General features: G+C 72.9%; 24 protein-coding genes. 8 read left to right on the plus strand and 16 right to left on the minus strand.

Annotated elements, in window-relative coordinates:
• Nucleotides 1-9: 9 nt before the first annotated feature.
• Both ACIBUY_RS34390 and ACIBUY_RS34395 read right to left on the minus strand, forming a co-directional pair.
• Nucleotides 10-477 carry a DUF5990 family protein gene (locus tag ACIBUY_RS34390; RefSeq protein ID WP_399154736.1) on the minus strand — a complete coding sequence of 156 codons (468 nt, stop codon included), beginning with the start codon at nucleotides 475-477 and terminating at the stop codon, nucleotides 10-12.
• 29 nt (nucleotides 478-506) lie between these two features.
• Entirely contained in the window at nucleotides 507-1214 is a 708-nt protein-coding gene (locus ACIBUY_RS34395; protein WP_399154737.1) for an SDR family NAD(P)-dependent oxidoreductase, read from the minus strand.
• Nucleotides 1215-1315: 101 nt separating this feature from the next.
• Between ACIBUY_RS34395 and ACIBUY_RS34400 the strand changes: the two genes are divergently transcribed.
• Together ACIBUY_RS34400 and ACIBUY_RS34405 are read left to right on the plus strand one after the other, a co-directional pair.
• A complete protein-coding gene (locus ACIBUY_RS34400; RefSeq protein ID WP_399154738.1) occupies nucleotides 1316-2188 on the plus strand; it encodes a helix-turn-helix transcriptional regulator in 873 nt (290 codons plus the stop codon).
• A gap of 99 nt (nucleotides 2189-2287) precedes the next feature.
• Complete coding sequence (locus ACIBUY_RS34405; protein ID WP_365571409.1) at nucleotides 2288-2461, plus strand: hypothetical protein; 174 nt, start codon at nucleotides 2288-2290, stop codon at nucleotides 2459-2461.
• A 34-nt stretch (nucleotides 2462-2495) separates the two neighbouring features.
• On the opposite strand, the gene ACIBUY_RS34410 is transcribed toward ACIBUY_RS34405, so the two are convergent.
• Nucleotides 2496-3236, minus strand: a complete 741-nt coding sequence (locus ACIBUY_RS34410) for an SDR family oxidoreductase (RefSeq protein ID WP_399154739.1) — start codon at nucleotides 3234-3236, stop codon at nucleotides 2496-2498.
• A 19-nt stretch (nucleotides 3237-3255) separates the two neighbouring features.
• On the minus strand, nucleotides 3256-3924 hold the full coding sequence (locus ACIBUY_RS34415) for a maleylpyruvate isomerase N-terminal domain-containing protein (protein WP_365571404.1): 669 nt from the start codon (nucleotides 3922-3924) through the stop codon (nucleotides 3256-3258).
• A gap of 282 nt (nucleotides 3925-4206) precedes the next feature.
• On the opposite strand from ACIBUY_RS34415, the gene ACIBUY_RS34420 reads away from it, so the two are divergent.
• Nucleotides 4207-4677, plus strand: a complete 471-nt coding sequence (locus ACIBUY_RS34420; protein ID WP_399154740.1) for a nuclear transport factor 2 family protein — start codon at nucleotides 4207-4209, stop codon at nucleotides 4675-4677.
• Nucleotides 4678-4771: 94 nt separating this feature from the next.
• Nucleotides 4772-6358, plus strand: coding sequence for an apolipoprotein N-acyltransferase (gene lnt, locus ACIBUY_RS34425; RefSeq protein ID WP_399154741.1), 1587 nt, complete (start codon nucleotides 4772-4774; stop codon nucleotides 6356-6358).
• Nucleotides 6359-6434: 76 nt separating this feature from the next.
• On the opposite strand, the gene ACIBUY_RS34430 is transcribed toward lnt, so the two are convergent.
• The gene (locus tag ACIBUY_RS34430) at nucleotides 6435-7340 is read right to left on the minus strand and encodes a Gfo/Idh/MocA family protein (protein WP_399154742.1); all 906 of its coding nucleotides are present in this window, start codon (nucleotides 7338-7340) and stop codon (nucleotides 6435-6437) included.
• Between the two features lie 61 nt (nucleotides 7341-7401).
• Nucleotides 7402-8622 carry an FAD-dependent oxidoreductase gene (locus ACIBUY_RS34435; RefSeq protein WP_399154743.1) on the minus strand — a complete coding sequence of 407 codons (1221 nt, stop codon included), beginning with the start codon at nucleotides 8620-8622 and terminating at the stop codon, nucleotides 7402-7404.
• Nucleotides 8623-8778: 156 nt separating this feature from the next.
• Here ACIBUY_RS34435 and ACIBUY_RS34440 point away from each other — a divergent pair, with 156 nt between their 5' ends.
• Nucleotides 8779-9390 carry a TetR/AcrR family transcriptional regulator gene (locus tag ACIBUY_RS34440; protein WP_365571389.1) on the plus strand — a complete coding sequence of 204 codons (612 nt, stop codon included), beginning with the start codon at nucleotides 8779-8781 and terminating at the stop codon, nucleotides 9388-9390.
• Nucleotides 9391-9469: 79 nt separating this feature from the next.
• Complete coding sequence (locus ACIBUY_RS34445; RefSeq protein ID WP_365571386.1) at nucleotides 9470-9955, plus strand: hypothetical protein; 486 nt, start codon at nucleotides 9470-9472, stop codon at nucleotides 9953-9955.
• Between the two features lie 99 nt (nucleotides 9956-10054).
• Here ACIBUY_RS34445 and ACIBUY_RS34450 read toward each other — a convergent pair whose 3' ends face one another.
• From ACIBUY_RS34450 to ACIBUY_RS34485, 8 genes are all read right to left on the minus strand, one after another.
• Complete coding sequence (locus tag ACIBUY_RS34450) at nucleotides 10055-10612, minus strand: hypothetical protein (protein ID WP_365571383.1); 558 nt, start codon at nucleotides 10610-10612, stop codon at nucleotides 10055-10057.
• Between the two features lie 78 nt (nucleotides 10613-10690).
• On the minus strand, nucleotides 10691-11359 hold the full coding sequence (ung, locus tag ACIBUY_RS34455) for a uracil-DNA glycosylase (protein ID WP_365571618.1): 669 nt from the start codon (nucleotides 11357-11359) through the stop codon (nucleotides 10691-10693).
• Between the two features lie 147 nt (nucleotides 11360-11506).
• Nucleotides 11507-13084, minus strand: a complete 1578-nt coding sequence (locus ACIBUY_RS34460) for an ABC transporter substrate-binding protein (protein WP_399154744.1) — start codon at nucleotides 13082-13084, stop codon at nucleotides 11507-11509.
• A 132-nt stretch (nucleotides 13085-13216) separates the two neighbouring features.
• Nucleotides 13217-13984: an SDR family oxidoreductase gene (locus tag ACIBUY_RS34465; protein WP_399154745.1), complete on the minus strand. Its 768-nt coding sequence runs from the start codon at nucleotides 13982-13984 to the stop codon at nucleotides 13217-13219.
• A gap of 17 nt (nucleotides 13985-14001) precedes the next feature.
• Nucleotides 14002-14763, minus strand: coding sequence for a 3-oxoacyl-ACP reductase FabG (gene fabG / locus ACIBUY_RS34470; protein WP_365571374.1), 762 nt, complete (start codon nucleotides 14761-14763; stop codon nucleotides 14002-14004).
• Nucleotides 14764-14898: 135 nt separating this feature from the next.
• Complete coding sequence (locus tag ACIBUY_RS34475) at nucleotides 14899-15282, minus strand: DUF3037 domain-containing protein (RefSeq protein WP_365571372.1); 384 nt, start codon at nucleotides 15280-15282, stop codon at nucleotides 14899-14901.
• Nucleotides 15279-16091 carry a HipA family kinase gene (locus tag ACIBUY_RS34480; RefSeq protein ID WP_399154746.1) on the minus strand — a complete coding sequence of 271 codons (813 nt, stop codon included), beginning with the start codon at nucleotides 16089-16091 and terminating at the stop codon, nucleotides 15279-15281. The genes ACIBUY_RS34475 and ACIBUY_RS34480 overlap by 4 nt, the downstream gene beginning before the upstream one ends.
• A gap of 101 nt (nucleotides 16092-16192) precedes the next feature.
• Entirely contained in the window at nucleotides 16193-17764 is a 1572-nt protein-coding gene (locus tag ACIBUY_RS34485) for an alpha-L-arabinofuranosidase B (protein WP_399154747.1), read from the minus strand.
• Nucleotides 17765-18037: 273 nt separating this feature from the next.
• Between ACIBUY_RS34485 and ACIBUY_RS34490 the strand changes: the two genes are divergently transcribed.
• Nucleotides 18038-18646: a TetR/AcrR family transcriptional regulator gene (locus ACIBUY_RS34490; RefSeq protein WP_365571364.1), complete on the plus strand. Its 609-nt coding sequence runs from the start codon at nucleotides 18038-18040 to the stop codon at nucleotides 18644-18646.
• A 31-nt stretch (nucleotides 18647-18677) separates the two neighbouring features.
• A complete protein-coding gene (locus ACIBUY_RS34495) occupies nucleotides 18678-20315 on the plus strand; it encodes an acyl-CoA dehydrogenase family protein (RefSeq protein WP_365571361.1) in 1638 nt (545 codons plus the stop codon).
• Between the two features lie 15 nt (nucleotides 20316-20330).
• On the opposite strand, the gene ACIBUY_RS34500 is transcribed toward ACIBUY_RS34495, so the two are convergent.
• Together ACIBUY_RS34500 and ACIBUY_RS34505 are read right to left on the minus strand one after the other, a co-directional pair.
• Nucleotides 20331-21182 (minus strand): aldo/keto reductase, encoded by an 852-nt coding sequence (locus tag ACIBUY_RS34500; protein WP_399154748.1) that lies wholly within the window; start codon nucleotides 21180-21182, stop codon nucleotides 20331-20333.
• Nucleotides 21183-21214: 32 nt separating this feature from the next.
• Complete coding sequence (locus tag ACIBUY_RS34505) at nucleotides 21215-22243, minus strand: zinc-binding dehydrogenase (protein WP_399154749.1); 1029 nt, start codon at nucleotides 22241-22243, stop codon at nucleotides 21215-21217.
• Between the last annotated feature and the right edge of the window lie 28 nt (nucleotides 22244-22271).

Consider the following 22271-nt stretch of genomic DNA (forward strand, 5'->3'; position numbering starts at 1 on the left):
GCCCCTGCGTCACCGGTCGGCCCCGGCCGTCCACGTGACGACCGGCGGTACGACCCGTGCGCACAGCGGCATACCGCGCGCATCGGTCAGACCCAGGCGGCCCACCAGCAGCCCCGTGCGGGCCGCGGCGGCGAGCACGTCGGCGGGCACCGCGTCGAGCAGCAGCTTCGCCCGGCGGAACACGGCGAAGGCACCGGCGTCGTCGACCGAGCCCCACGAAAGGTGGACGAAGCGTCTGCCGGGGCCGCCCTGGACGTAGGGCCCGCGCACGTCCGTGCCGGCCGGGGTCTGCTCCGCCGTGGTGTCCAGGGTCCAGGTCGCGGCCGGGGCGTCGCCGGGTTGCAGCCCGAGCAACTCGCCCGGGCGCCCCCGGCGTTGCACGCCCACGTGGACGTTCGGGTACGCGGTGACGCCCTCGGCTGCGGGCGCGGCGCAGGTACGGCCCGGGAGGTCGGTCGCCTCGATGCGGATGCGCATACCGCCCATCATCCCCGCCGGGCCCGGCGTCACCAGCCGAGGGGACCCTCGGCGGAGAAGTAGCCGCCGGTCGGCCCGTCGGGTCCGATCTGCGCCATCCGCACGATGATCTCGGCGCCCTCCTCGACGGTCTGGACGCCGGTGTTGCCGTTGAGGTCGGTCTTGGTGAAGCCCGGCTCCACGGAGTTGATCCGGAACGCCGGGAACGCCTTCGCGTACTGCACGGTGAGCATGTTCACCGCGGTCTTCGAGGCCGGGTAGGCGATGCCGGGGTAGCCGTACGCCGGGGCCGTCGGGTCGGTGACCAGGGCCATCGAGCCGAGGCCGCTGCTGACGTTGACGATGACGGGCGCGGCGGAGCGGCTGAGCAGGGGCAGGAACGCGTGGGTGACGCGCAGCGTGCCGAAGACGTTCGTCTCGAAGAGCGGGCGCAGGGTGTCGACGGTCTCGTCGGCGGGGGCGACGATGCCGTTGCCCGCGGCGCGGCCCTCGATGCCGGCGTTGTTGACGAGGACGTCCAGGCCGCCGTCGGCCTCGATGACGGCCGCCGCGGCGGCGACGGACGCCTCGTCGGTGACGTCGATGACGACGTGCCGGGCGCCGAGCTCCTCGGCGGCGCGGCGGCCGCGCTCGGCATCGCGGCTGCCGAGGTAGACGGTGTGGCCGGCCCCGACGAGGCGGCGGGCGGTTTCGCGGCCGAGGCCCTTGTTGGCCCCGGTGATCAGTGTGGTGGTCATGTGTCCAGGTTCCTTCCGGAATGCGGGAGCAGCCAGGCGTCCCGTCTTCCTGGGACTGCCGGTACCAGGAAGATCCGTACGGGAGCGGGCACAGTGGGGGCATGGTGAGCACGGAATCCGGATCTCCCGGCGGCTTCGGTTCCTTCGCAGACGCGGTACGGCGCTGGCGGGACCGGGTCCCGCCCGAGGCGGCGGGGCTCAGTTCGATCGGGCCCCGGCGCGCGGCGGGCCTGCGCCGCGAGGAGCTGGCGCTGCTCGCGGGCATCTCGGCGGACTACGTCACGCGGCTCGAGCAGGGCCGAGCCACGCACCCCTCGGACCAGGTGGTGGAGGCGCTCGCGCGGGCCCTGCGGCTGTCCGCGGCCGAGCGCGCGCACCTGTTCCGGCTCGCCGGTCTCGCGCCGCCGGGCCGCGACACGGTGCCCGCCGCGCTCACGCCGAGCGTCCACCGCCTCCTCGACCGGCTGGCCGGCACCCCCGTCGCCGTGTTCGACGCGGCGTGGACGCTGCTCCTGGCGAACCCGCTGTACACGGCGCTGATGGGGGAACGCCCGGACTGGCGGGGCCACGGCCGCAACGGCGTGTGGTGGACGTTCCTCGGCCCGCCGGGGCGGGTGCGCCAGAGCGCCGAGGCGCGGCGCGCGATGGAGGCGGCCCTGGTCGGCGATCTGCGCACGACCGCGGGCCGCTACCCGGCGGACGCCCGGCTGCGCGAGCTGGTGGCCGAACTGCGCGCCGACAGCCCCCGGTTCGCCGAGCTGTGGGAGTCCGGGGCCGTCGGGCACCACGAGGCCGCGCGCAAGACGGTGGACCACCCCGACGTCGGCCCGCTCGCGCTCGACTGCGACATCCTCACGGTCGCGGGCGACGATCTGCGCTTCATGGTCTACACGGCCGAGCCCGGCACGCCGGACGCGGACCGGCTGACCCTGCTGGCCACCACCACGGTCCCCGCGCTGACCCGGGCCCCGTGAGCAGGCCCGGCCTCAATTCCCTTACAGAATCGATCACTTGGTGCAGCCGGTCGCTCGCTCAGGGTTCCCAACCGGTCGTCGCGCCCGTAGCCTTGGCGCATGCCGCCTGTGATGTCTGGTTCCGCGCGGTCTGCCGACGAGGTGAACGAGCAGATCCGGGGCCTGTGGCTGCGCGCGGGCGGGCGGCTCACCGCCGAGCAGCGCGCGCAGTACGAGCTGTTGGTGACGGAGTGGGCCGACGCGGTCCGCGCCGAGGTCGTCGAAGCGGCCTGAGACCACGCTCGACAGGCCCTGGATCAGGGCGGGTTCAGCGCCCGCCCGCCACCCGCAGGACCGTGCCCGTCGTGTACGCGGCGTCGTCCGACAGCAGCCAGGCGATCGCCGCGGCCACCTCGTCGGCGGTGCCGGGGCGTCCCAGCGGAACGCCGGGGCCGAGCCGTGCGGCCCGGTCGGGCGCGCCGCTCGCCGCGTGGATCTCGGTGTCGATGATGCCGGGCGCCACGGCGTTGACCCGCACGCCCGCCGGGCCGAGTTCCTTGGCGAGCCCCAGGGTGAGGGTGTCGACGGCGGCCTTGGAGGCTGCGTAGTGGACGTAGTCGCCGGGGCTGCCGAGGCTGGCCGCGGCCGAGGACAGGTTGACGATGGCGCCCGCGCCGCCCGCGGTCATGTCGCGGGCGGCGCGGCGGCAGCAGAGCAGGACCCCGAGGACGTTGACGTCGACGACGCGGCGCAGGTCCTCGGTGCTCGTCTCGGCGAGCGGGCCGAGCGCGGAGGTGACGCCCCCGTTGTTCACCAGGCCGGTGAGCGGCCCGAGTTGCTCCTGTGCCGCGTCGAACATCGCCTCCACGTCGGCCTCTTGGGAGGTGTCGGCCCGCAGCACGACGCAGCGGGCACCCGCCGCGACGACGGCCTCGGCGGTGCGGATCGCGGCGTCCGCGTCATGGACGTAGGAGAGCGCGATGTCGTGTCCGTCGCGTGCGAGGCGCAGCGCGGTCGCGGCGCCGATGCCTCGGCTGCCGCCGGTGACGAGCGTGATGGGGCGGGTCAAGTGTCCTCCCGGACGGTGATCATGTCGCGCGAGGGGCACCGTACCAGCGCCATTTCCCGACGCGCTCACGTCCGGGGAGGTCGCCGCGGCCGCTCACCCACAGCAGGGCGGGCCAGGGCGCGGCGTCGTCGGGGGCGTCGGGGAAGAGGCGGTGCAGGACGCGGGCGCACAGGTCGGCGGGCGCCTCGAAGTCCACGCCGACGCCGAGCGCGATGTCGTGGGCGTGCAGCAGCGTCTCGACGATGCCCATCGCCGCGAAGCCCTCGGGGTCGGAGACGCCGTACACGTGATGGCCGCGGGCGGTGGGCGGGGTCGCGCGCACGACGGCGGCGAGGATCCCGCCGCAGGCCTCCATCACCTCGAACAGCGCGAGCGGTCCCGCGTCGCGGTCGGCGGTGACGGTGTTCGCCGGGCCCTGGGGGCGGCGACTGGCGTATCCGAACGGCAGGTCGCCCTCGGTCTTCTCGCGGAGCGTCCCGATGTGCGCGGCGTACCAGAACAGGTCGTCGGCGAGGTGCTCGCCGGTCTCCCAGCACGTCCACTCCAGCGATCCGGCGGGGACGTCCCAGTCGGCGTCCACGGCGGGGCGCAACGCGGCCACGGCCACGTCGACCGCCTGCGCGACGTCGTCGCCGGTGACCGGGCCGGGGCTCTGATCTGCTGATACGGAGAGCGAGGAAGACGACATGGGGCGACCGTAACAGCGATCGGTCCGGCCGCCCCGGGAATTTCGCCCCGCCGCTCAGCCCTTGCCCTGACCCGCCTTCTTGGCGAGCCTGCGCCGCTGGCGCGGTGTCAGTTCCTTGCGGTCGGTCTGCCGCTCGTACGCGGCCCTGCGATCGGCGTTCTTCACCAACAGCCTCCGAATCAGGGGGAGTTGACCGATTGTTCGACAGCCGCATGGTACGCGCGTGCAGCAAGGTCGCGCACGCCTCTTGGCTGTGCGCACCGGGGGCTCGACACTGAGCCGATGACGCAGCGTGTGGAACTCGCGACCGTCCTGGACCGGCTCGCGGTGGACGAGTTGGTGACCGGGTACGCGGTGGCCGTGGACGACGGCGACTGGGCGGCGTACCGCGCCCTGTTCGCGCCCGGCGGCCGCGCCGACTACCGCGCGGCGGGCGGTGTGGAGGGCAGCGCGGACGAGATCACCAGCTGGATGTCCTCCACGATGGAGCTGTTCCCGATGCGCCAGCATCTGATCGTGAACCGGCTGGTGCGGTTCGACTCCGTCGACCGGGAGGTCGGCGACACGGCCCAGGTCCAGGCCGACTACGTCAATCCGATGCGCTTCGCGGGCGAGGGCACGGCACCGGACTTCGTGTGCGGCGGCCGGTACGCCTTCTCCCTCGTCCGCACGCCCGGTGGCTGGCGGCTGCACCGGGTGACCGTGCACGAAAAGTGGCGGCGCACGCCGCAGAAGGCACCGGCCGAGGCATGACGCGGGTGGCAGGGGTGGCGCGCACGGCACTCCACTCCCCCATCCCGCCCAGTGCCCACTGTCGTTGATCGCTTCCGGCGCGCACACTGAGGGCATGGAGCGATGGCGGCAGCGGCTCGACTCGTCGCCGTGGTGGCGGGGCGCCGCGGCGGTCGGCGCAGGCGCGCTGCCCGCGCTCGCGTTCCCGGCGCCGTCCCTGTGGTGGTTCGCGTACGTCGCCCTCGTGCCGTGGATGCTCCTCGCGCGCTCGGCGGGTACGCCGCGCCGCGCGGCCCTCGACGGCTGGCTCGGCGGCCTCGGTTTCATGCTGGCGGTGCACCACTGGCTGCTGCCGAGCCTGCACGTGTTCACCGTGGTCATCGCGGCGCTGCTCGGTGCGCTGTGGGCGCCGTGGGGGTGGCTGCTGCGCCGGCTGCTGCACGGCGTGCCGTCGGCGGGCCAGGCGGTGGCCGCGCTCGTGGCGGTGCCCTCGGCCTGGCTGATGGTCGAACTGGTCCGTTCCTGGCAGGGGTTGGGCGGCCCGTGGGGGCTGCTCGGGTCCAGCCAGTGGCAGGTGGTGCCCGCGCTGCGGCTCGCGTCGGTGGGCGGGGTGTGGCTGGTGAGCCTGCTGGTGGTCGCGGTGAACACGGGGTTCACGCTCCTCGTGGTCGCGCGCGGCGCCCGTACGCCCGCGGTGGCCTGCCTCGTCGCGACCCTCGCGGTGACCGGCGCGGCCTGGGCGTGGGCGCCGCGCCCCCAGACGGACGGGCAGGTGCGCATCGCCGCGGTGCAGCCGGGGGTGATCGACGGCGACGACAGCGGGATGCGGCGCTTCGCCCGCGAGGAGGCGCTGACCCGTGAACTGGCGGGGCAGGACGTCGATCTCGTGGTCTGGGGCGAGAGCAGCGTCGGCTTCGACCTCGCCGAGCGCCCGGACCTGACCCGGCGGATCGCCGCGCTCTCGGCCGCGGTCGGCGCGGACGTCCTGGTGAACGTGGACGCGCGCCGCCCCGCCTCCGACGGCGGCGGGCAGGGCATCTACAAGAGCTCCGTGCTGATCGGCCCGACAGGACCGACGGGCCCGCGCTACGACAAGATGCGCCTGGTCCCCTTCGGCGAGTACGTGCCCGCGCGCTCACTGCTCGGCTGGGCGACGTCGGTCGGCAAGGCGGCGGGCGAGGACCGGATGCGCGGCACGCGGCAGGTCGTCATGGACGTACGCCATGAAGGCGAGGACCTGCGCGTCGGGCCGCTGGTGTGCTTCGAGTCGGCGTTCCCCGACATGACGCGGAAGCTGACGCGGGACGGGGCGCGGGTGCTGCTCGCGCAGTCCTCGACGTCGACGTTCCAGCACACCTGGGCCCCCGAGCAGCACGCGTCGCTCGCCGCGGTGCGCGCCGCGGAGACGGGCCGGCCGATGGTGCACGCGACGCTGACCGGGGTGTCGGCGGTGTACGGCCCGGACGGCGCCCGCGCGGGTTCCTGGCTCGGTACGTCGGCGAGCGCGGCCCGCGTGTACGACGTACCGACGGCCCACGGCACCACGCTGTACGTCCGCTTCGGCGACTGGCCGGTGCATACGGCCTTCGGCGTGCTGGTGGTCCTTGCGGCGGCGGAGACGCTGCGGTGGCTGCGGCGCAGGGCGGTCGCCGGGCATGTGCACACCGGTGGGGGCTGGCCGCGCAGTTCTCCGCGCCCCTGACGGCATGGGCGCGACCTGATACAGCCCCGCCGGCCGACACTCGGAGACGAACCCCGACCGGCAACGGTGCGACCGCTCAGACCCTGCCCCGCACAACCTCCCGCACGACCCGCTCGCACAGCTCGTGCGTGGCCAGCGCGTCCCGCGCACCGACCACCTTCCCCGCCCGCACCGCGTCGAGGAACGCGAGCACGACCTGCTCGATGCCGCGCTGGCGGGCGACGGGGACCCAGTCGCCGCGGCGGCGCACGGTCGGCTGGCCCTTGTGGTCGATGACGTCGGCGAGGTTGACCACCTGCCGCTTGGTGTCCTGCCCGGAGATCTCCAGGATCTCCTCGGTCGAACCGCTGAGCCGGTTCATGACGCCGAGCGCGGTGAAACCGTCACCGGCGAGCTGGAGCACGACGTGGTGCAGCAGGCCGTCCTGGACGCGGGCGCGGACGGTGACGTCGTCGATCGCGGCGGGCGCGAGGAAGCGCAGGGTGTCGACGACGTGGATGAAGTCGTCGAGGATCATCGAGCGCGGCTCCTCGGGCAGCCCGACCCGGTTCTTCTGCATGAGGATCAGCTCGCGCGGATGCTCGACGCACTGCGCGTAGCCGGGCGCGAACCGCCGGTTGAAGCCGACGGCGAGGCTCACGCCGCGCTCCTCGGCGAGGCTCACCAGCCGCTCGGAGTCGGCGAGTTCATAGGCGAGCGGCTTGTCGACGTACGTGGCGACGCCCGCCTCGAGCAGACGCGTGACGATCTCGGGGTGCACGGCGGTCGGCGCGTGCACGAACGCCGCGTCGAGCCCCTGCGCGAGCAGCGCGTCGAGGTCGGTGTGGCGCTGCGCCCGCGGGATGTGGAACTGCTCGGCGACCCGGTCGAGCGTCGCGGGCGTCCGCGTCTGCAGGTGCAGCTCGACCTCCGCCTGCGTGGTGAGGACGGGCAGGTACGCCTTCTGCGCGATGTCCCCGAGTCCGATGCAGCCGACCTTCACGTTCCTGTACTCCTCTGTTGCCGAGCCCCCGTCGCGTCCGGGCAGCATACGGGCCCGGCGGCTACACCTGCTCGACCTGCTCCGCGTACGGGTGCGGCTGCGGCGGGTGCCAGTCCGCGATGCCGTCCATGCCGCGCAGCAGGAGCGCGGGCCCGAGGAGGCCGACGGCGCGGATCGCGGTGTTGCGCAAGGCGATCCCCGGCCGGTTGCCGAGCATGTTCATGCGGCTCACCGCCATCGCCCTGCGCGCGACCATCGTCGTACGAGGCTGTCGTACGCCGGTGTATCCGGCCAGGTCGAGCGGGGCGTCGGGGGCCGCGTGGTGGGCGAGGACGATCGCGTCCTCGACGGCCTGGTTGCCGCCCTGGCCGAGGGTCGGGGCCATGGCGTGGGCGGCGTCACCGAGGAGCGCGACGCGGCCCCGGTGGAAGGCGGGCAGCGGTTCGGCGATGTGGTGGACGTCGTGCCGCAGCACCTGCCCGGGCCGGACCGCGTCGAGGATCGCGGGGATCGGGTCGTGCCAACTCCCGTACCGGCGAAGGAGTTCCGCCTTCTCGTCGCCGTCCGGAGCCCGGCCCCCTGCCGGGGTCATGGCCGCCGCGTACGCGTAGATCGTGCCGTCGGCGAAGGGGTGCGTGCCCCACAGGTGTCCGGGACCCCACGTCTCGTGCTGCGTGAAGGGGCGGTCGAGCGGCGGCACGAGGACGCGCCAGGTGGTGAAGCCGGAGTACGCGGTGCCGGGGTGCTCGGGAAACAGCGCACCGCGCACCGCCGAGCGGATCCCGTCGGCGCCGACGACGAGCTCCGCCTCCAGTTCGCCCTCCGGGGTGGTGACCCGGGCGGGGCGGGCCGGGTCCGAGGGATCGCCGGGGTCGGTCAGACGCGCGTCGGACGCCGTCCGCACGACGTCGCCGACGAGCCGGCCGGCGAGCAGGTCGACCAGGGTCGCGCGGTGCAGCAGGACGAGGGAGTCGCCGAACCGCTCGGTCGCGAGCCGCGGATTCGCCCGGGACAGCCAGCGGCCCCGCGGCGTGAGCAGCCCGCCGTCGCCCTCCCAGGCGGCGAGGGAGCGGATCTCGTCACCGAGTCCGACCACGTCGAGGGCGCGCTGGGCGTTCGGCGCGAGGGAGATCCCGGCTCCGACGGGCTTCAGCTCGCGCGCCCGCTCGAGGACGGTGACCCGCCAGCCGCGCAGCTGCAACGCGAGAGCGGCGGTGAGCCCGCCGATCCCGCCGCCGACCACGACGGCCCTGGGCTGGTGCGTGTGCGCGGCCGATGCCATGACGCCTCCCTGGAACACAGAACACAGGACACAGAGCACACAGAACACAACACAGATCACTGAGTTACTACATCTGTAGTGCTCGAACGAGAAGAACGTACTACAGGCGTAGTGCGCCTGTCACTACGCCTGTAGTAGCCGCGATAGATTGCCCCCATGGGTCACACCGCTCGCACCGACGCCCCCGCCGTTTCCCGCCCCGACCGGATCGCCGACGCCGCCCTCGTGCTGCTCGCCGAGCGCGGCATGCGCGGCCTGACGCATCGCGCGGTCGACGAGGCCGCCCATCTGCCGCAGGGCTCGACGTCGAACCACGCCCGCACGCGGCTCGCCCTGCTGGAAGCGGCGGTGCGGCGGCTCGCGGTGCGCGAGAGCAGCGTGCTCGCGATGGATGAACTGCCGCGCCCCACGGGCGATCTGCCCGCGCTCGTCGACGGCATGGCGCTCGCCCTGCACCGCTACCTCACGCTCAACCCCCAACTGCTCGTCAGCCGCTACGAATTGGCGCTGGAGGCGACGCGCCGCCCCGAGCTGCGGGCGTTCTTCGACGAGACGGGGCGGCAGTTCCACCGCCCGCTCACCGCACTCCTGCGGGCAGCGGGCTCGCAGGACCCCGAGCGGCACACCCTGACGCTGGTGGCGTGGACCGAGGGAATGATGTTCTCGTGCGTGGCGGGCTCGTTCCACACGGCGGTGCCGAGTCTCGCGGAACTGCGCAAGGGGTACGGGGAGTTGCTGCACGGGATGCTCGGCACGGGCCGCTCCTGACCCTGCGCCGTCACCCGTGCGGGGCAACCTCCCGCGCTACGGTTCCCAGTCGGCCGCCGCATCCGCCAGAGTGGCCCGGGTGCCCAGAAAGTCCAGCTCAGCCGCGCTCCTGCTGACGGCGGCCGCCGCCGTCGGCGCCGTCACCGGGACCGGATGCGTCAGCGTCCACACCCCGGCAGCCCCGGCGGTGTCCTCGCCGTCCGCCGGTGCCCCGCACCCCCGCCCGGACGGTCATGCCGACCGCCCGCTGGTCCAGGGTCCGGCCCGCGAGGCCCTGGAACGCACCGGGCCCTCGCCGCGCTCCGCCTCCTCCGCCTCCTCTACCCCTTCCGCACCCTCCGTCGCGCGCAGCCGGGCCGCGCAGCCTCCGGCCCCGCGCGAGGCGGTGCCGCCCCGCCGTGCGGCGCAGCACTCCGAGCCCCGCACCGCCGCGCCGCGCCGCGCGCCGTCCGTGGCCCCCGAGGTCCCGGCCCAGACCGATGTCTGCGCGCTGGGCCGCCAGTACGGGGGCTGGGACCCGGACAGCCCGCAGGCCGTCATCTGCCGGGGCGCGTACGGGAGTTGAGCCCGCGCCCCGGCCTCCCCGCCCCGGTCCCGCCGTCCTGGTCTCCCCGTCCCGGTCCCGCCGTCCTGGTCTCCCCGTCCCGGTCTCGCCGTCCTGGCCTCAGGAGCTGCGCCGCGGCGGTCCGAGCGGCTCGCCCCCCGGGTGGCCGCCCCCGCCCGGGTCCCCGTCATCGGCTCCGCCCGGCAGTCCTGCGACCCGCTGCTCGAGCCGGGTGAGCGCGGCCCGCACCCCGTCCCCGTACCCGTCGTCCCCGAGGGCTCCGACGGCCGCGCGGGCCCGCGTCAGATGCGTGCGGGCCGCACCGGGGCGGCCCAGTTTCACGTAGTCCGCGGCGAGGTTGAGGTGCAGCGAGGGGTACAGGGCCCGCAGCGCGAGGGACTCCTCGTGCGCGGCGAGCCGCTCCCCCGTCAGGCCGTCGGCGGCGGACAGCGCCCGAAGGTCCCAGGCCAACTCGTCGTCGGGGTCGTCCTGGGTGTCGGCCATGTAGTGCGCGAGCGTGCAGCGATGCAGCGGGTCCCCGTCCTCGCCGATCTCCGACCACAGACCGAGGAAACGGCTCTGCGCCTCCTCACGGTCCCCGGCGTGCGCCAGCATGACCACCTGCCCGATGCGGGTCATCATGGCGTCGTCCGCCGCCTGTTCGCGCTGCTGTGCCACTGGCTCCTCCAAGCTCACCGACCGGTCGGCCACCGACGACGCTAACGGCCGCCGGGGACAAACCGGGTCAGGCACGGCTCAGCCCAGATCCGGGATGCGCCAGTCGATCGCCTCGTGCCCCTGCGCCGCGACGGCCGCGTCGATCTGCGTGAACGGCTGCGAGCCGAAGAACTTGCGCGCGGACAGCGGCGAGGGGTGCGCGCCCTTGACCACCGTGTGCCGCTCCTCGTCGATGAGGGGCAGCTTCTTCTGCGCGTAGTTGCCCCACAGGACGAAGACCGCCGGGTCGGGACGGTCGGCGACGGCGCGGATCACGGCGTCCGTGAACTTCTCCCAGCCCTTGCCCTTGTGCGAGTTGGCCTCGCCCGCGCGCACCGTCAGCACCGCGTTCAGCAGCAGCACACCCTGCTCGGCCCACGGCATCAGGTACCCGTTGTCCGGGATCGGCGTGCCGAGCTCGGCCTGCATCTCCTTGTAGATGTTGCGCAGCGACGGCGGCGTCTTCACGCCCGGCCGCACCGAGAAGCACAGGCCGTGCCCCTGGCCCTCGCCGTGGTACGGGTCCTGGCCGAGGACGAGGACCTTGACCTTGTCGTACGGCGTCGCCTCGAGCGCGGCGAAGACCTGCTCGCGCGGCGGATAGACGGGACCCTTGGCGCGCTCCTCCTCGACGAACTCGGTGAGCTCCTTGAAGTAGGGCTTGTCCAGCTCCTCGCCGAGGACGCCGCGCCAGGACTCGGGCAGCATCGCGGTGTCGGTCACGTCAACAACCTCCGGGGTACGGGCACTTGCACGGCCGCGCTCCCCTTCGGAAAGAAGCACGGCCGCTTCGACACCCAAGAACCTACCGGCGGCCACTGACAATCGACGCCACGGACCGCGCCGCCCGGCCCCTCACCAGCTGGTCTTGCGGTGCAGCTCCCACATCATCATGATCGTCGACGGGTCGAGGGCGCGTTCGCCGCCCGAGATCTCCTCGCTCGCCGCGATGTACTGCTTGCCCTGCCACAGCGGCAGCAGCCGTGCGTCGTCCGTCATGATCTGCTGGGCCCGCTCGAACTGCCGGACCACGGTGCCCCGGTCGTCCTCCCGGCGCGACTGCGGCAGCAGCCGGTCGGTGATCTCCGGCGACAGATAGGGCGTGCTCACCGCGTTCTCCTTGCCGACGAAGGGCGCGATGAAGTTGTCGGCGTCCGGGAAGTCGGGGAACCAGCCGCGTCCGAAGACCGGGTACTCGCCCTTGCGGTACCCCTGTTCGTACGTCTTCCAGGGCCGGCTCTTGAGCGTCACCCTGAACAGCTTCGAGGCCTCCAACTGCCGCTTGAGGGCGGCGAATTCGGGTTCCGTCGCCGAGCCGTAGCGGTCGGTGGTGTACCAGAGGGTGAGCGGTACGGGGGCGGTCACGCCGTCCTTGGAGAGGATCTCGGCGGCCTTCGCGGCGCTCGGCTCCCCGAAGTCGTCGAAGAAGTCCGTGGTGTGCCCGACGAGCCCCTTGGGGACCATCGAGTACAGCGGTTCGACGGTGTCCTTGTAGACCTCGTGGGCGATGGCCCCGCGGTCCACGACCTGGGCGACGGCCCTGCGCACGGAGCGCTTGCCCGCCCAGGGGTCCTTCGGATTGAACACCAGGTAGCTGATCTCGGTGCCCGCGCCCTCGACGAGCTGCAGGCCCTCGCTGTCGTCCTTGCCCTGCAGGTGGACGACATCCTCGGCCGCGAGCCCCCGGAAGGTCGCGTCGATCTGCTTCGCCTTCAGGGCGGCGACCATCTCGGAGGACGAGGAGAAGTAGCGAATCGTCACGGCACTGTTCTTGCGGTCCGCGAACCCCTTGTAGTGCGTGTTCCCGACGAGTTCGGCCCGGTCGCCGTCCTCGTAGGCCTGCAGTGCGTACGGCCCGGAGCCGGTGACCGTCGCGTCCGTGCGCAGCTTGTCCGCCGGGTAGTCGTCCGGGTCGACGATCGACATCGCCGGGGTCGCGAGCACGAACGGGAACGTGGCGTCGGGCTTCTTCAGGTGGAACGTGACGTCCCGGTCACTGTCGGCGCTCACCCGGTCGAGGCTGCCGAGGAGTCCGGCCGGACCGCCCTTGACGGCGATCTTCCGGATCCGGTCGATCGAGTACTTCACGGCCTTGGCGTCGAGCGTGTCCCCGTCGGAGAACTTCATGTCCTCGCGCAGCTCGCAGTGGTAGACGCGGTTGGCCGTGTCCTTGAAGGAGCAGGTGGCGGCGTCCGCCTCGGGCTCCGCCGCGCCGGAGGGGAAGGCGACGAGGGTCTGGTACACGTTGCGGAACAGCTCCCAGGAGCCGTCCCAGGAGGCCGCCGGGTCGAGGGTGCTCGGCGCACTGGTGGTGCCGACCACGATCGCCTTCTCGTCCCCCGGGTCGCCGGACGACACCAGGCCGCACCCGGCGAGCAGGGCTATGGCCGCAGTCGCCGCCAACGCCCGCGGGGCAAGCAACCGTCTGAACACGCGCACGCTCCTCGATCGGCCATGCCAGGGATCGGCAGACCTTATCGCAGTGCCCCGCCGGGTCAACTGGCTGATCCGGCGGGGCATTTGAAGCGCGAGGCGTTTGTCAGACGACGCCCGGAATTTCGTCCGTCACCCGACGCCCGCGTTGAGGAAGATGCCGCCGTCGACGACGAGCGTCTGCCCGGTGATCCAGTCGGCCTGGTGCGAGGTGAGGAAGGCTGCGGCACCGCCGATGTCCTCGGGCACCCCGAGCCGGCCCAGCGGGTAGGCGGCCGCGGCCTCGGCCTCGCGGCCCTCGTACAGGGCCTGCGCGAACTTGGTCTTCACGACCGCCGGGGCGATCGAGTTGACCCGCACCTTCGGCGCGAACTCGTGCGCGAGCTGCAGCGTGAGGTTGACCATGGCGGCCTTGCTCATGCCGTACGCGCCGATGAACGGCGAGGCGGAGACGCCGGCGACGGAGGCGATGTTGACGATCGCGCCGCCGTTCTCCTTCTGCCACGCCTTGTACGTCTGCTGCGCGAAGCCGAGCGCGGAGACGACGTTGGTCTCGAAGACCTTGCGCGCCACGTTCAGGTCGAGCTCGGCGATCGGGCCGAACACCGGGTTCGTACCGGCGTTGTTGACCAGGAAGTCGACGCGTCCGAAGGCCTCCATGGTGCGCTCGACCGCGGCGGCCTGGTGCGCCTCGTCGTGCGCCTTGCCCGCTACGTGGATGACGCGCTCGGAGCCGAGGCTCTCGACGGCCTCCTTGAGGGCGTCCTCGCCGCGTCCGGTGATGCAGACGCGGTCGCCGCGCGCGACGAGGGCCTCGGCGATGCCGTAGCCGATGCCGCGGCTGGCGCCGGTGACGAGGGCGACGTTGCCGGAGAGGGGCGGGAGTTCCGTGGTGCTCATGTCCGTGTCCCCCGGCCCTAGTTGAGCGGTCCGCCGGCCACGTACATGACCTGGCCGGAGACGAAGCCGGCCGCTTCGCCCGTGAAGAAGGCGATGGTGTTGGCGATGTCGTCGGGGCGGCCCACGCGCTGCACCGGGATCTGGGTGGCGGCCGCGGCCTGGAACTCCTCGAAGCCCATGCCGACGCGCTCGGCGGTGGCCTTGGTCATCTCGGTGACGATGAAGCCGGGGGCGACGGCGTTGGCGGTGATGCCGAACTTGCCGAGCTCCTTGGCCAGGGTCTTGGTGAAGCCCTGCAGACCGGCCTTGGCGGTGGCGTAGTTGGCCTGGCCGCGGTTGCCGAGCGCCGAGGACGACGACAGGTTGACGATGCGGCCGAACCCCGCGTCCACCATGTGCTTCTGGACGGCCTTGGCCATCAGGAACGCACCGCGCAGGTGCACGTTCATGACGGTGTCCCAGTCCAGGGCGCTCATCTTGAACAGCAGGTTGTCGCGGAGCACGCCCGCGTTGTTCACGAGGATCGTCGGCGCGCCGAGCTCCTCGGCGATGCGCGCGACGGCCGCCTCGACCTGCGCCTCGTCGGCGACGTCGCAGCCGACGGCAAGGGCCTTGCCACCGGCGGCGGTGATCTGCTCGACGGTGTCCTTGCAGGCGGCCTCGTCGAGGTCGATCACGGCGACGGCGCGGCCCTCAGCGGCCAGACGGATCGCGGTCGCGGCGCCGATGCCGCGCGCGGCTCCCGTGACGATGGCTACGCGCTGCTCAGTGGTGGACATGCTCTTGAGTCTCCTCGCCCTAGAGGGCGGCCGCTTCGCTCCGGTGCGGGTGAGCGACCGCTTAGTACCCTGTGCGGGTGACGCTAGAAGCCCTGGCACCCGGTGTCAACGTACCCACCGGGTGCCCCTGATCACTCAGCGCACCAAAAGCGCGAGCAACCGCTCCGCCTCGGCAGCCGGATCCGCCGTCAGACCGGTGTGCACGGGGCCCGGCTGCACCACCGTCGAGCGCGGCGCGATCAGCCAGCGGTAGCGCCGCCCGGCGTCGTCGGCCGCGGCCTGCCCGGCCCCCGCACCACCGCCGCAGTGCCGCTCGACGGCCCCCAGCAGGGCCCGTACGCCCACCACGTCGGCCTCCGGGTCGAGCGCGAGCAGCCGTGCCTCGTCGAGGTGCGTGAGCGCGCCGACGTAGGACTTGGCGCGGCAGTACACGACGACCCCGGCGTTGATCTGCTCGCCGCGCTCGATGCGGGGCACGACCCGCAACAGCGCGTATTCGAAGACGTGGCGCTCGCTCACCGGCCTGCTCCCTCGACGATCCAGCCCGGGGTGCGCCCGGCCGGGTCCGCGCCGCCCTCCGGCAGCGCGATGCGTTCATGGACGGAGGCCGCGCGGTCGAGCAGGGTCTCCACGTACGCGCGCCGCACCGCGTCGGGGTCGTCGAACCCCGGCTCGTCGACGAGCCAGGCGTCGGGCACGTCGGCGGCGGCCGTCGCCAGCACCTCCTCGGTGACGCGCGGCGCGAGCTCGGCCGCGGCCGCCGCGACGTCGGGCCCGGACAGGGCGAGGGCGTGGCCGGTCGCGTCGTACGGCTTGTTCGCCCAGGCGGCGGCCCCGCGCCAGTTGTGGTGCCAGATCATGCTGGCGCCGTGGTCGATCAGCCACAACTCGCCGCGGTGGACCAGCATGTTGGGGTTGCGCCAGGACCGGTCGACGTTGTTGATCAGCGCGTCGAACCAGACGATCCGGCCCGCCTCGCGCGAGGTGACGGCGTACGCGAGCGGGTCGAAGCCGAGCGCGCCCGACAGGAACCGCATGCCCAGGTTCGTGCCGCCGCTCGACTTCAGCAGCTCCTGCACCTCCGGGTCCGGTTCGCCGAGCCCGATGACCGGGTCCAGGTCGAGCGCGACGAGCTCCGGCACCCGGAACCCGAGCGCCCGCGCGAGCTGCCCGCAGATCACCTCGGCGACGAGCGTCTTGCGGCCCTGGCCTGCGCCGGTGAACTTCATGACGTACGCGCGCAGGTCGTCCGCCTCGACGAGTCCTGGCAGGGATCCCCCCTCGCGCAGGGGGGCGACGTAGCGGGTCGCTGCGAGATCGGCAAGCATCGTCCCAGGCTATACGGCTGCCGCGGCGCCTCCCGCGCGCTCGCGGCGCCCGGCCGCGGCTCGGGCCGGGCCGGGCGCCGCTCAGGGGGCGCTGATGAGCCTCAGGCCCAGGGTGAGGTCACGACCCAACTCGTGTCGTCGGCCCAGGAGGTGGCGCTGTCCCAGGCGTTCGCGCCGCCGTCCGCGGCGACGTAGGCACCGTAGTTGTAGTGGCGGACGAAGTCGCTGGGATAGTTGGCGGACCGGAGCGCGACGCCCTGCCCGTTGTGCCCGGCCTGGGGGCAGAACGTGGCGTCCTGCCGGGCCACCGCGCTGTTGGCGATGGTCTCCACGCGCAGCCGGAAGTCGTAGTGGCGCAGGTACTGCCCGGGCTTGTCGGCGGACTCGAAGGACACGCACGACGCGTCGCCCAGGCCCGCGCGCACGATCCAGGTGGCGGCGGCCCTGTCGGCGGCCGAACTGGACGAGGAGGTCGCCGCGATGACGGCGTTGGTGTCCGCGGTGTTGTGGCGCAGGTAGTCGCTCGTGCAGCACCCGGTGGTGGCGCGCAGCGAGATCCGGGAGCCCACGGCGGGGGCGCCCGCCACCGGGGCCGTGGTGTATCCGGCGGCGTTGATGTTCGCCTGTACGGCGTTCTCGGTGGCGTCCGTCGGATAGCCGGAGGTCATGACGCCCTCGTAGAAGGTGCCGGCGGAGCCGTTGCTGTTGTCACCGCCGATGCCGAGGATGATGGCCCCTTCCTTCTTCATCGGGTTGTAGCCGGAGGCGTTGGGGCGCGGGCCGTCGTAGAACGTGGACAGGCCGCCGGACCGGGCATCGCCGCCCCGGATCGCCCAGTGGTTCGCGCCGCCCTTGACGATCGAGGTGAGGAACCGGTGGCCGACGCTGGGGTCGTTCGCGTTGTAGCCGGGGTTGACCCCGGAGAACAGGCCGTTCTCGAGGTCCGCCATGACCCAGGGGCCGTTGCCCGTCCCGTAGCCCCAGACCTTGATGTTGCCGAAGTAGATGGCCTCCATGGTGCCGTTGCCGTTGTCCCGGCTGTTGGTCTCGGCGTTGCCGTAGTCGAAGCAGCAACCGCCGTTGTAGTGCGTGCCGTCGAGGATGGCGTACATGCCTTCCGGCTGGTCGCCGGTCGCGATGCCGTGGGTGCTGTTGTTGCGGTAGCCGGTCCCGGGGGCGATGAAGACGCCGTACGCCTTGTGGCCGCCGACGGTGACGGGCGCGGCGGAGGCTTCCGCGAGGTTGTCGTATCCGCCGGCCGCGGGCCCCGAGAACCCGCCGGGCGGCGCCTGGGTGAGGTGGTTGCCGCGTCCCGACTGGTCGTAGAGGACGGTGATGAGGCAGCTCGTCCCGGCGCAGAAGGCGTCCTGCGCGGCGGCGTCCGCGTAGCCGCCCGCGGCGAGGGCGCCGATGTCGCGCGTGGCACCGTCCGAGGCGCGCTTGACCTGATAGAGGCGGCCGCCGTAGGCGGAGTACAGGGCGCGGGTCGTGCTGTGCGCGGCCACGCAGGGCGTGCCCCCGGCGGCGTACAGGTCACAGGGCAGCGACCCGGCGGCCGTGGCCCTGCCACCGGCGGACACCTGACCGCCGAGCAGGGCCGCGGCCATGGCCAGGACGAGCGCCAACAGAGCGAGCGGCCTGGCCGCCGTGGAACGAACCGGTCTCACTGACATGAGCGGGCTCCCGGATTGAATGCGACAAGTCATGCACATGACATGCATAACGTTCGGAGTTTCGAACAAGGGTCGCGATTACGGACAGGCTCGATGATAGGAAGCCCCCCAGGCCTGTCAACACTTCGCGCGCGCCGACCAGTTGACCGGTTCGCCGACCGGCACATCGACCGCCCGTCGACCGCCCCGTTGACCTGTTCGCCGGACGGTTCGTCGGCCGGTTCGTCGCGACCGGCCATGGTGCGAAGTTCTGAATAGTGGTTCACTGCTTGGATGGCCTACCGCAAGACCCCCGCCGAGATCCGCCGTCTCGAAGCCGCCCGCGAACACCTCGTCGCCTGCGCCACCTCGGTCGTCGCCGAAGTGGGCTGGTCCCAGGCATCCGTGACCGCTGTCGCCGACTCGGCCGGGATCGCGGCCGGTTCGGTCTACCAGCACTTCCCGTCCAAGGCCGCGCTCGCCGTGGAGGTCTTCCGGCGCGCCGCGGGCCACGAGGTGGAGGTCCTCGGCGAGGTCCTCCACGGCCCGGGCGACCCCGTCGAGCGCCTCACCCGCGGCGTCGAGGTCTTCGCCCGCCGCGCCCTGGAGAACCGGGGCCTCGCGTACGCCCTGCTCGCCGCGCCCGCCGAGCCCGCGGTCGGCGCCGAGCGGCTCGACTTCCGCCGCCGCTACCGCGCCCTGTTCGCCGAGGTCGTGCGCGAGGGCATGGCGGCGGGCCAACTGCCGCCGCAGGACGGCGAGATCACCGCGGCCGCGCTCACCGGTGCGGTCGGCGAGGTCCTCGTCGACCCGCTCGGCGGCACGGACGAGTACGCCACCGACGGGCTCCTGACCGAGCTCACCGCCGCCGCGCTGCGCTGCGCGGGCGCCCCCACCGACTGATGCACCCACCTCTCCCCCGCAAGGAGGCCCCATGTCAGGCACCGGCTTCGTCACCCATGAAGTGACCAACCAGGCACCGCCGTTGACCGGTCACGACGCCGCCGACGACCCGGTGCTGATCGAGGGGGTGCGCCGCGAGGGCGCCGCCTGGCACCTCGACGACCTGCACGGCTTCGGGCGCTTCGCCGGCAGCGAGGAGGCCCGCACCTGGGCGGATCAGGCCAACCGCTTCGAGCCCGAACTGCGCACGCACGACCGGTACGGCAACCGCATCGACGAGGTCGACTTCCACCCGGCGTACCACTCCCTGATGACCGCCACCGTCGGTGCGGGCGCCGCCGGTTCCGCGTGGGCCGACGCGCGGCCGGGGGCGCACGTGGCGCGCGCCGCCACGTTCATGGTGGCAACCATGATGGAACAGGGCCACATGTGCCCGGTCTCCATGACGTACGCCGTCGTGCCCGCGCTGCGCCGCGCCCCCGAGCTCGCCAAGACGTACGAGCCGCTGCTCACCAGCACGGTCTACGACCCCGGTCTGCGCACGCCCGCCGACAAGCGCGGGCTGCTCGCCGGGATGGGCATGACGGAGAAGCAGGGCGGCACCGACGTGCGCGCCAACACCACGGCCGCGGTCGAACAGGCCGACGGGACCTGGCGGTTGAGGGGCCACAAGTGGTTCACCAGCGCCCCCATGAACGACCTCTTCCTCGTGCTCGCGCAGGCGCCCGGCGGGCTCTCCTGCTTCCTGGTGCCGCGCGTCCTGCCGGACGGGAGCCGCAACACCTTCCGCATCCAGCGCCTCAAGGACAAGCTCGGCAACCGCTCCAACGCCTCCAGCGAGCCCGAGTTCGACGACACGGTCGCCTGGCTGGTCGGCGACGAGGGCAAGGGCGTGCGCACCATCATCGACATGGTGACGATGACGCGGCTCGACTGCGTCCTCGGCTCCGCGGGCCACGTCCGCGAGGCGCTCGCGCAGGCCGCGCACCACACCCGGCACCGCGCGGTGTTCGGCGCCAAGCTCATCGACCAGCCGCTGATGCGCAACGTGCTCGGTGACCTCGCCCTGGAGTCGGAGGCCGCGACCACCCTCGGCCTGCGCCTGGCCGGTGCCGTCGACCGGGCCCAGCGCGGGGACGCGGCCGAACGGGCCTTCCTGCGCCTGGCCACGGCCGTCTCCAAGTACTGGGTGTGCAAGCGGCAGCCCGCCGTGGTCGCCGAGACCCTTGAATGCCTCGGCGGCAACGGGTACGACGAGGCGTCCGGCATGCCGCGCCTGTACCGGGAGGCCCCGCTCAACGGCATCTGGGAGGGCTCGGGGAACGTCAACGCCCTGGACATGCTCCGGGCGCTGGCCCGCGAACCCGAGTCCCTGGCGGCGTTCCGCACGGAGATCGAGGCGGCGTCCGGTGCCGACCCCCGACTGGACGCCGCCTGGCGGGAGTTGAGCGACCAGCTCGTGCTGACCGAGGACGCCCCGCTGCGCGCCCGGCGCGTGATCGAGCGCGCGGCTCTCGTCCTGCAGGGCTCGCTGCTCGTACGGCACGCCCCGGCGGCGGTCGCCGACGCGTTCTGCGCGTCGCGCCTCGCCGGCGACCAGGGTCTGGCCTTCGGCACGCTGCCGCCCGGCACCGACTTCACGGCGCTGCTCGACCGGCTGCCCGCCTGAGCCGCGGCCCGGTGCTCACGCTTCGAGGCGGCGCCCCGAGATCCAGGCGACGATCTCCGGGTCGTGGTGGTCGAAGAAGAGCGAGGCGCCGGTGTCCAGGGTGGCGATCCGCGCCATCTGCTCGTCGGTGAGCTCGAAGTCGAGGACGTCCAGGTTCTCCGCCATCCGCTCGGCCCGCACGGACTTGGGGATGGCGACGACGCCGCGCTGTGTGAGCCAGCGCAGGACGACCTGCGCGACGGACTTGCCGTGCTCCTTGCCGATCTCGGTGAGCAGCGGGTTGGTGAACAGGTCGTTCTTTCCTTCGGCGAAGCCGCCCCAGGACTGGATCTGTACACCGTGCTCGCGCATGAGCTCCTGGTAGTCGGCGCGCTGGAAGAACGGGTGGGTCTCGATCTGGTTGACCGCGGGGGTGACCTCGTTGTTGATGATCAGGTCGAGGAGGCGGTCGGGGTAGAAGTTGGCGACCCCGATCGCCTTCGCCAGGCCCTCGCGGTGGAGGGACTCCATGGCCCGCCACTGTCCGTAGACGTCGCCGTAGGGCTGGTGCATCAGGTACAGATCGAGGTGGTCGAGGCCCAGCTTCGTCAGCGAAGTCTCCGCGGCGCGGCGGGTGTTGTCCTCGGCCGGGGCGTCCTGGACCCACAGCTTGGTGGTGACGAACAGGTCCTCGCGGGCGATGCCGCTGGAGCCGATGGCACAGCCGACGGCCTCTTCGTTGCCGTAGGCGGCAGCGGTGTCCAAGAGCCGGTACCCGGCGGCGAGCGCCTCGGACACGGCGCGCTCGGTGTCGTCGGCGGGGATCTGGTAGACGCCGAAGCCGAGGAGCGGCATCTCGACGCCGTTGTTCAGGGTCGTGTACTGCATGAGGGGTGTCCCTTCGAGTGGGTGGTGGGCGGTCACGGGGTGAGGAGGGCCTTGAGCACCTGGCGGTCGGCCATGGCGCGGTAGGCGTCCGGGGCCTGCTCGAGCGGGAAGCGGCGGTCGAAGACGCGGCCCGGGGCGATGGTGCCGTCGAGGACGTCGGGCAGCAGCTCCTCGATGTAGGCGCGGGCCGGGCTCGCCCCGCCGGTCAGGGTGATGTTGCGCATGAATGCAGCGGGGCCGATCGGCCCCTGCTCGTACTGCGGGACGCCCAGGCGGCTGATGGTGCCGCCGTCCAGGACCGCGCCGAAGGCGGTGTCGAGGGCCTGGCGGGTGCCGACGGCCTCGATCACCTTGTCCACGCCGCCGGTCAGTTCGCGGATGCGGGCGACACCCTCCTCGCCGCGCTCGGCGACCACGTCGGTGGCGCCGAAGCGACGGCCCAGATCGGTACGGGCCTCGTGGCGTCCGGCGAGCACGATCCGCTCCGCTCCGCGCCGCCCGGCGGCGATCACCGCGCACAGGCCGACCGCGCCGTCCCCGACGACGAGGACCGTGTCGCCGCGGCCGACTCCGGCGGTGACCGCGCCGTGGTGGCCGGTGGTCATCACGTCCGACAGGGCGAGCAGGGAGGGCAGCAGGGCGGAGTCGGCGGCCACCGGCAGCTTGACCAGGGTGCCGTCCGCGTGCGGGACGCGGACGGCCTCGCCCTGCCCGCCGTCGACCCCGTCGAAGCCGTACCGGCCGCCGTCGCGGCACGAGATCTGCAGGCCCTTGGCGCAGTAGTCGCAGGTGTTGTCGCTGTACGTGAAGGGGGCGACGACCAGGTCGCCCGCCGTCAGCCCGGTCACGTCCGCGCCGGTCTCCTCGACGACGCCCAGGAACTCGTGGCCCATGGGGCGGCCGGTGTCGGTGGCGGGCATCGACTGGTAGGGCCACAGGTCGCTGCCGCACACGCAGGCGGCGAGCGTGCGCACCACGGCGTCGGACGGCTTGGCGACGGCGGGGTCGGGCCGGTCCTCGACGCGGACGTCTTCGGCTCCGTACATCACGGCTGCACGCATGAGGGGTTGCTCCCATCGGGGTTGATCG

It is taken from the genome of Streptomyces sp. NPDC050085 (genome assembly GCF_044460595.1).
Classification (GTDB): domain Bacteria; phylum Actinomycetota; class Actinomycetes; order Streptomycetales; family Streptomycetaceae; genus Streptomyces.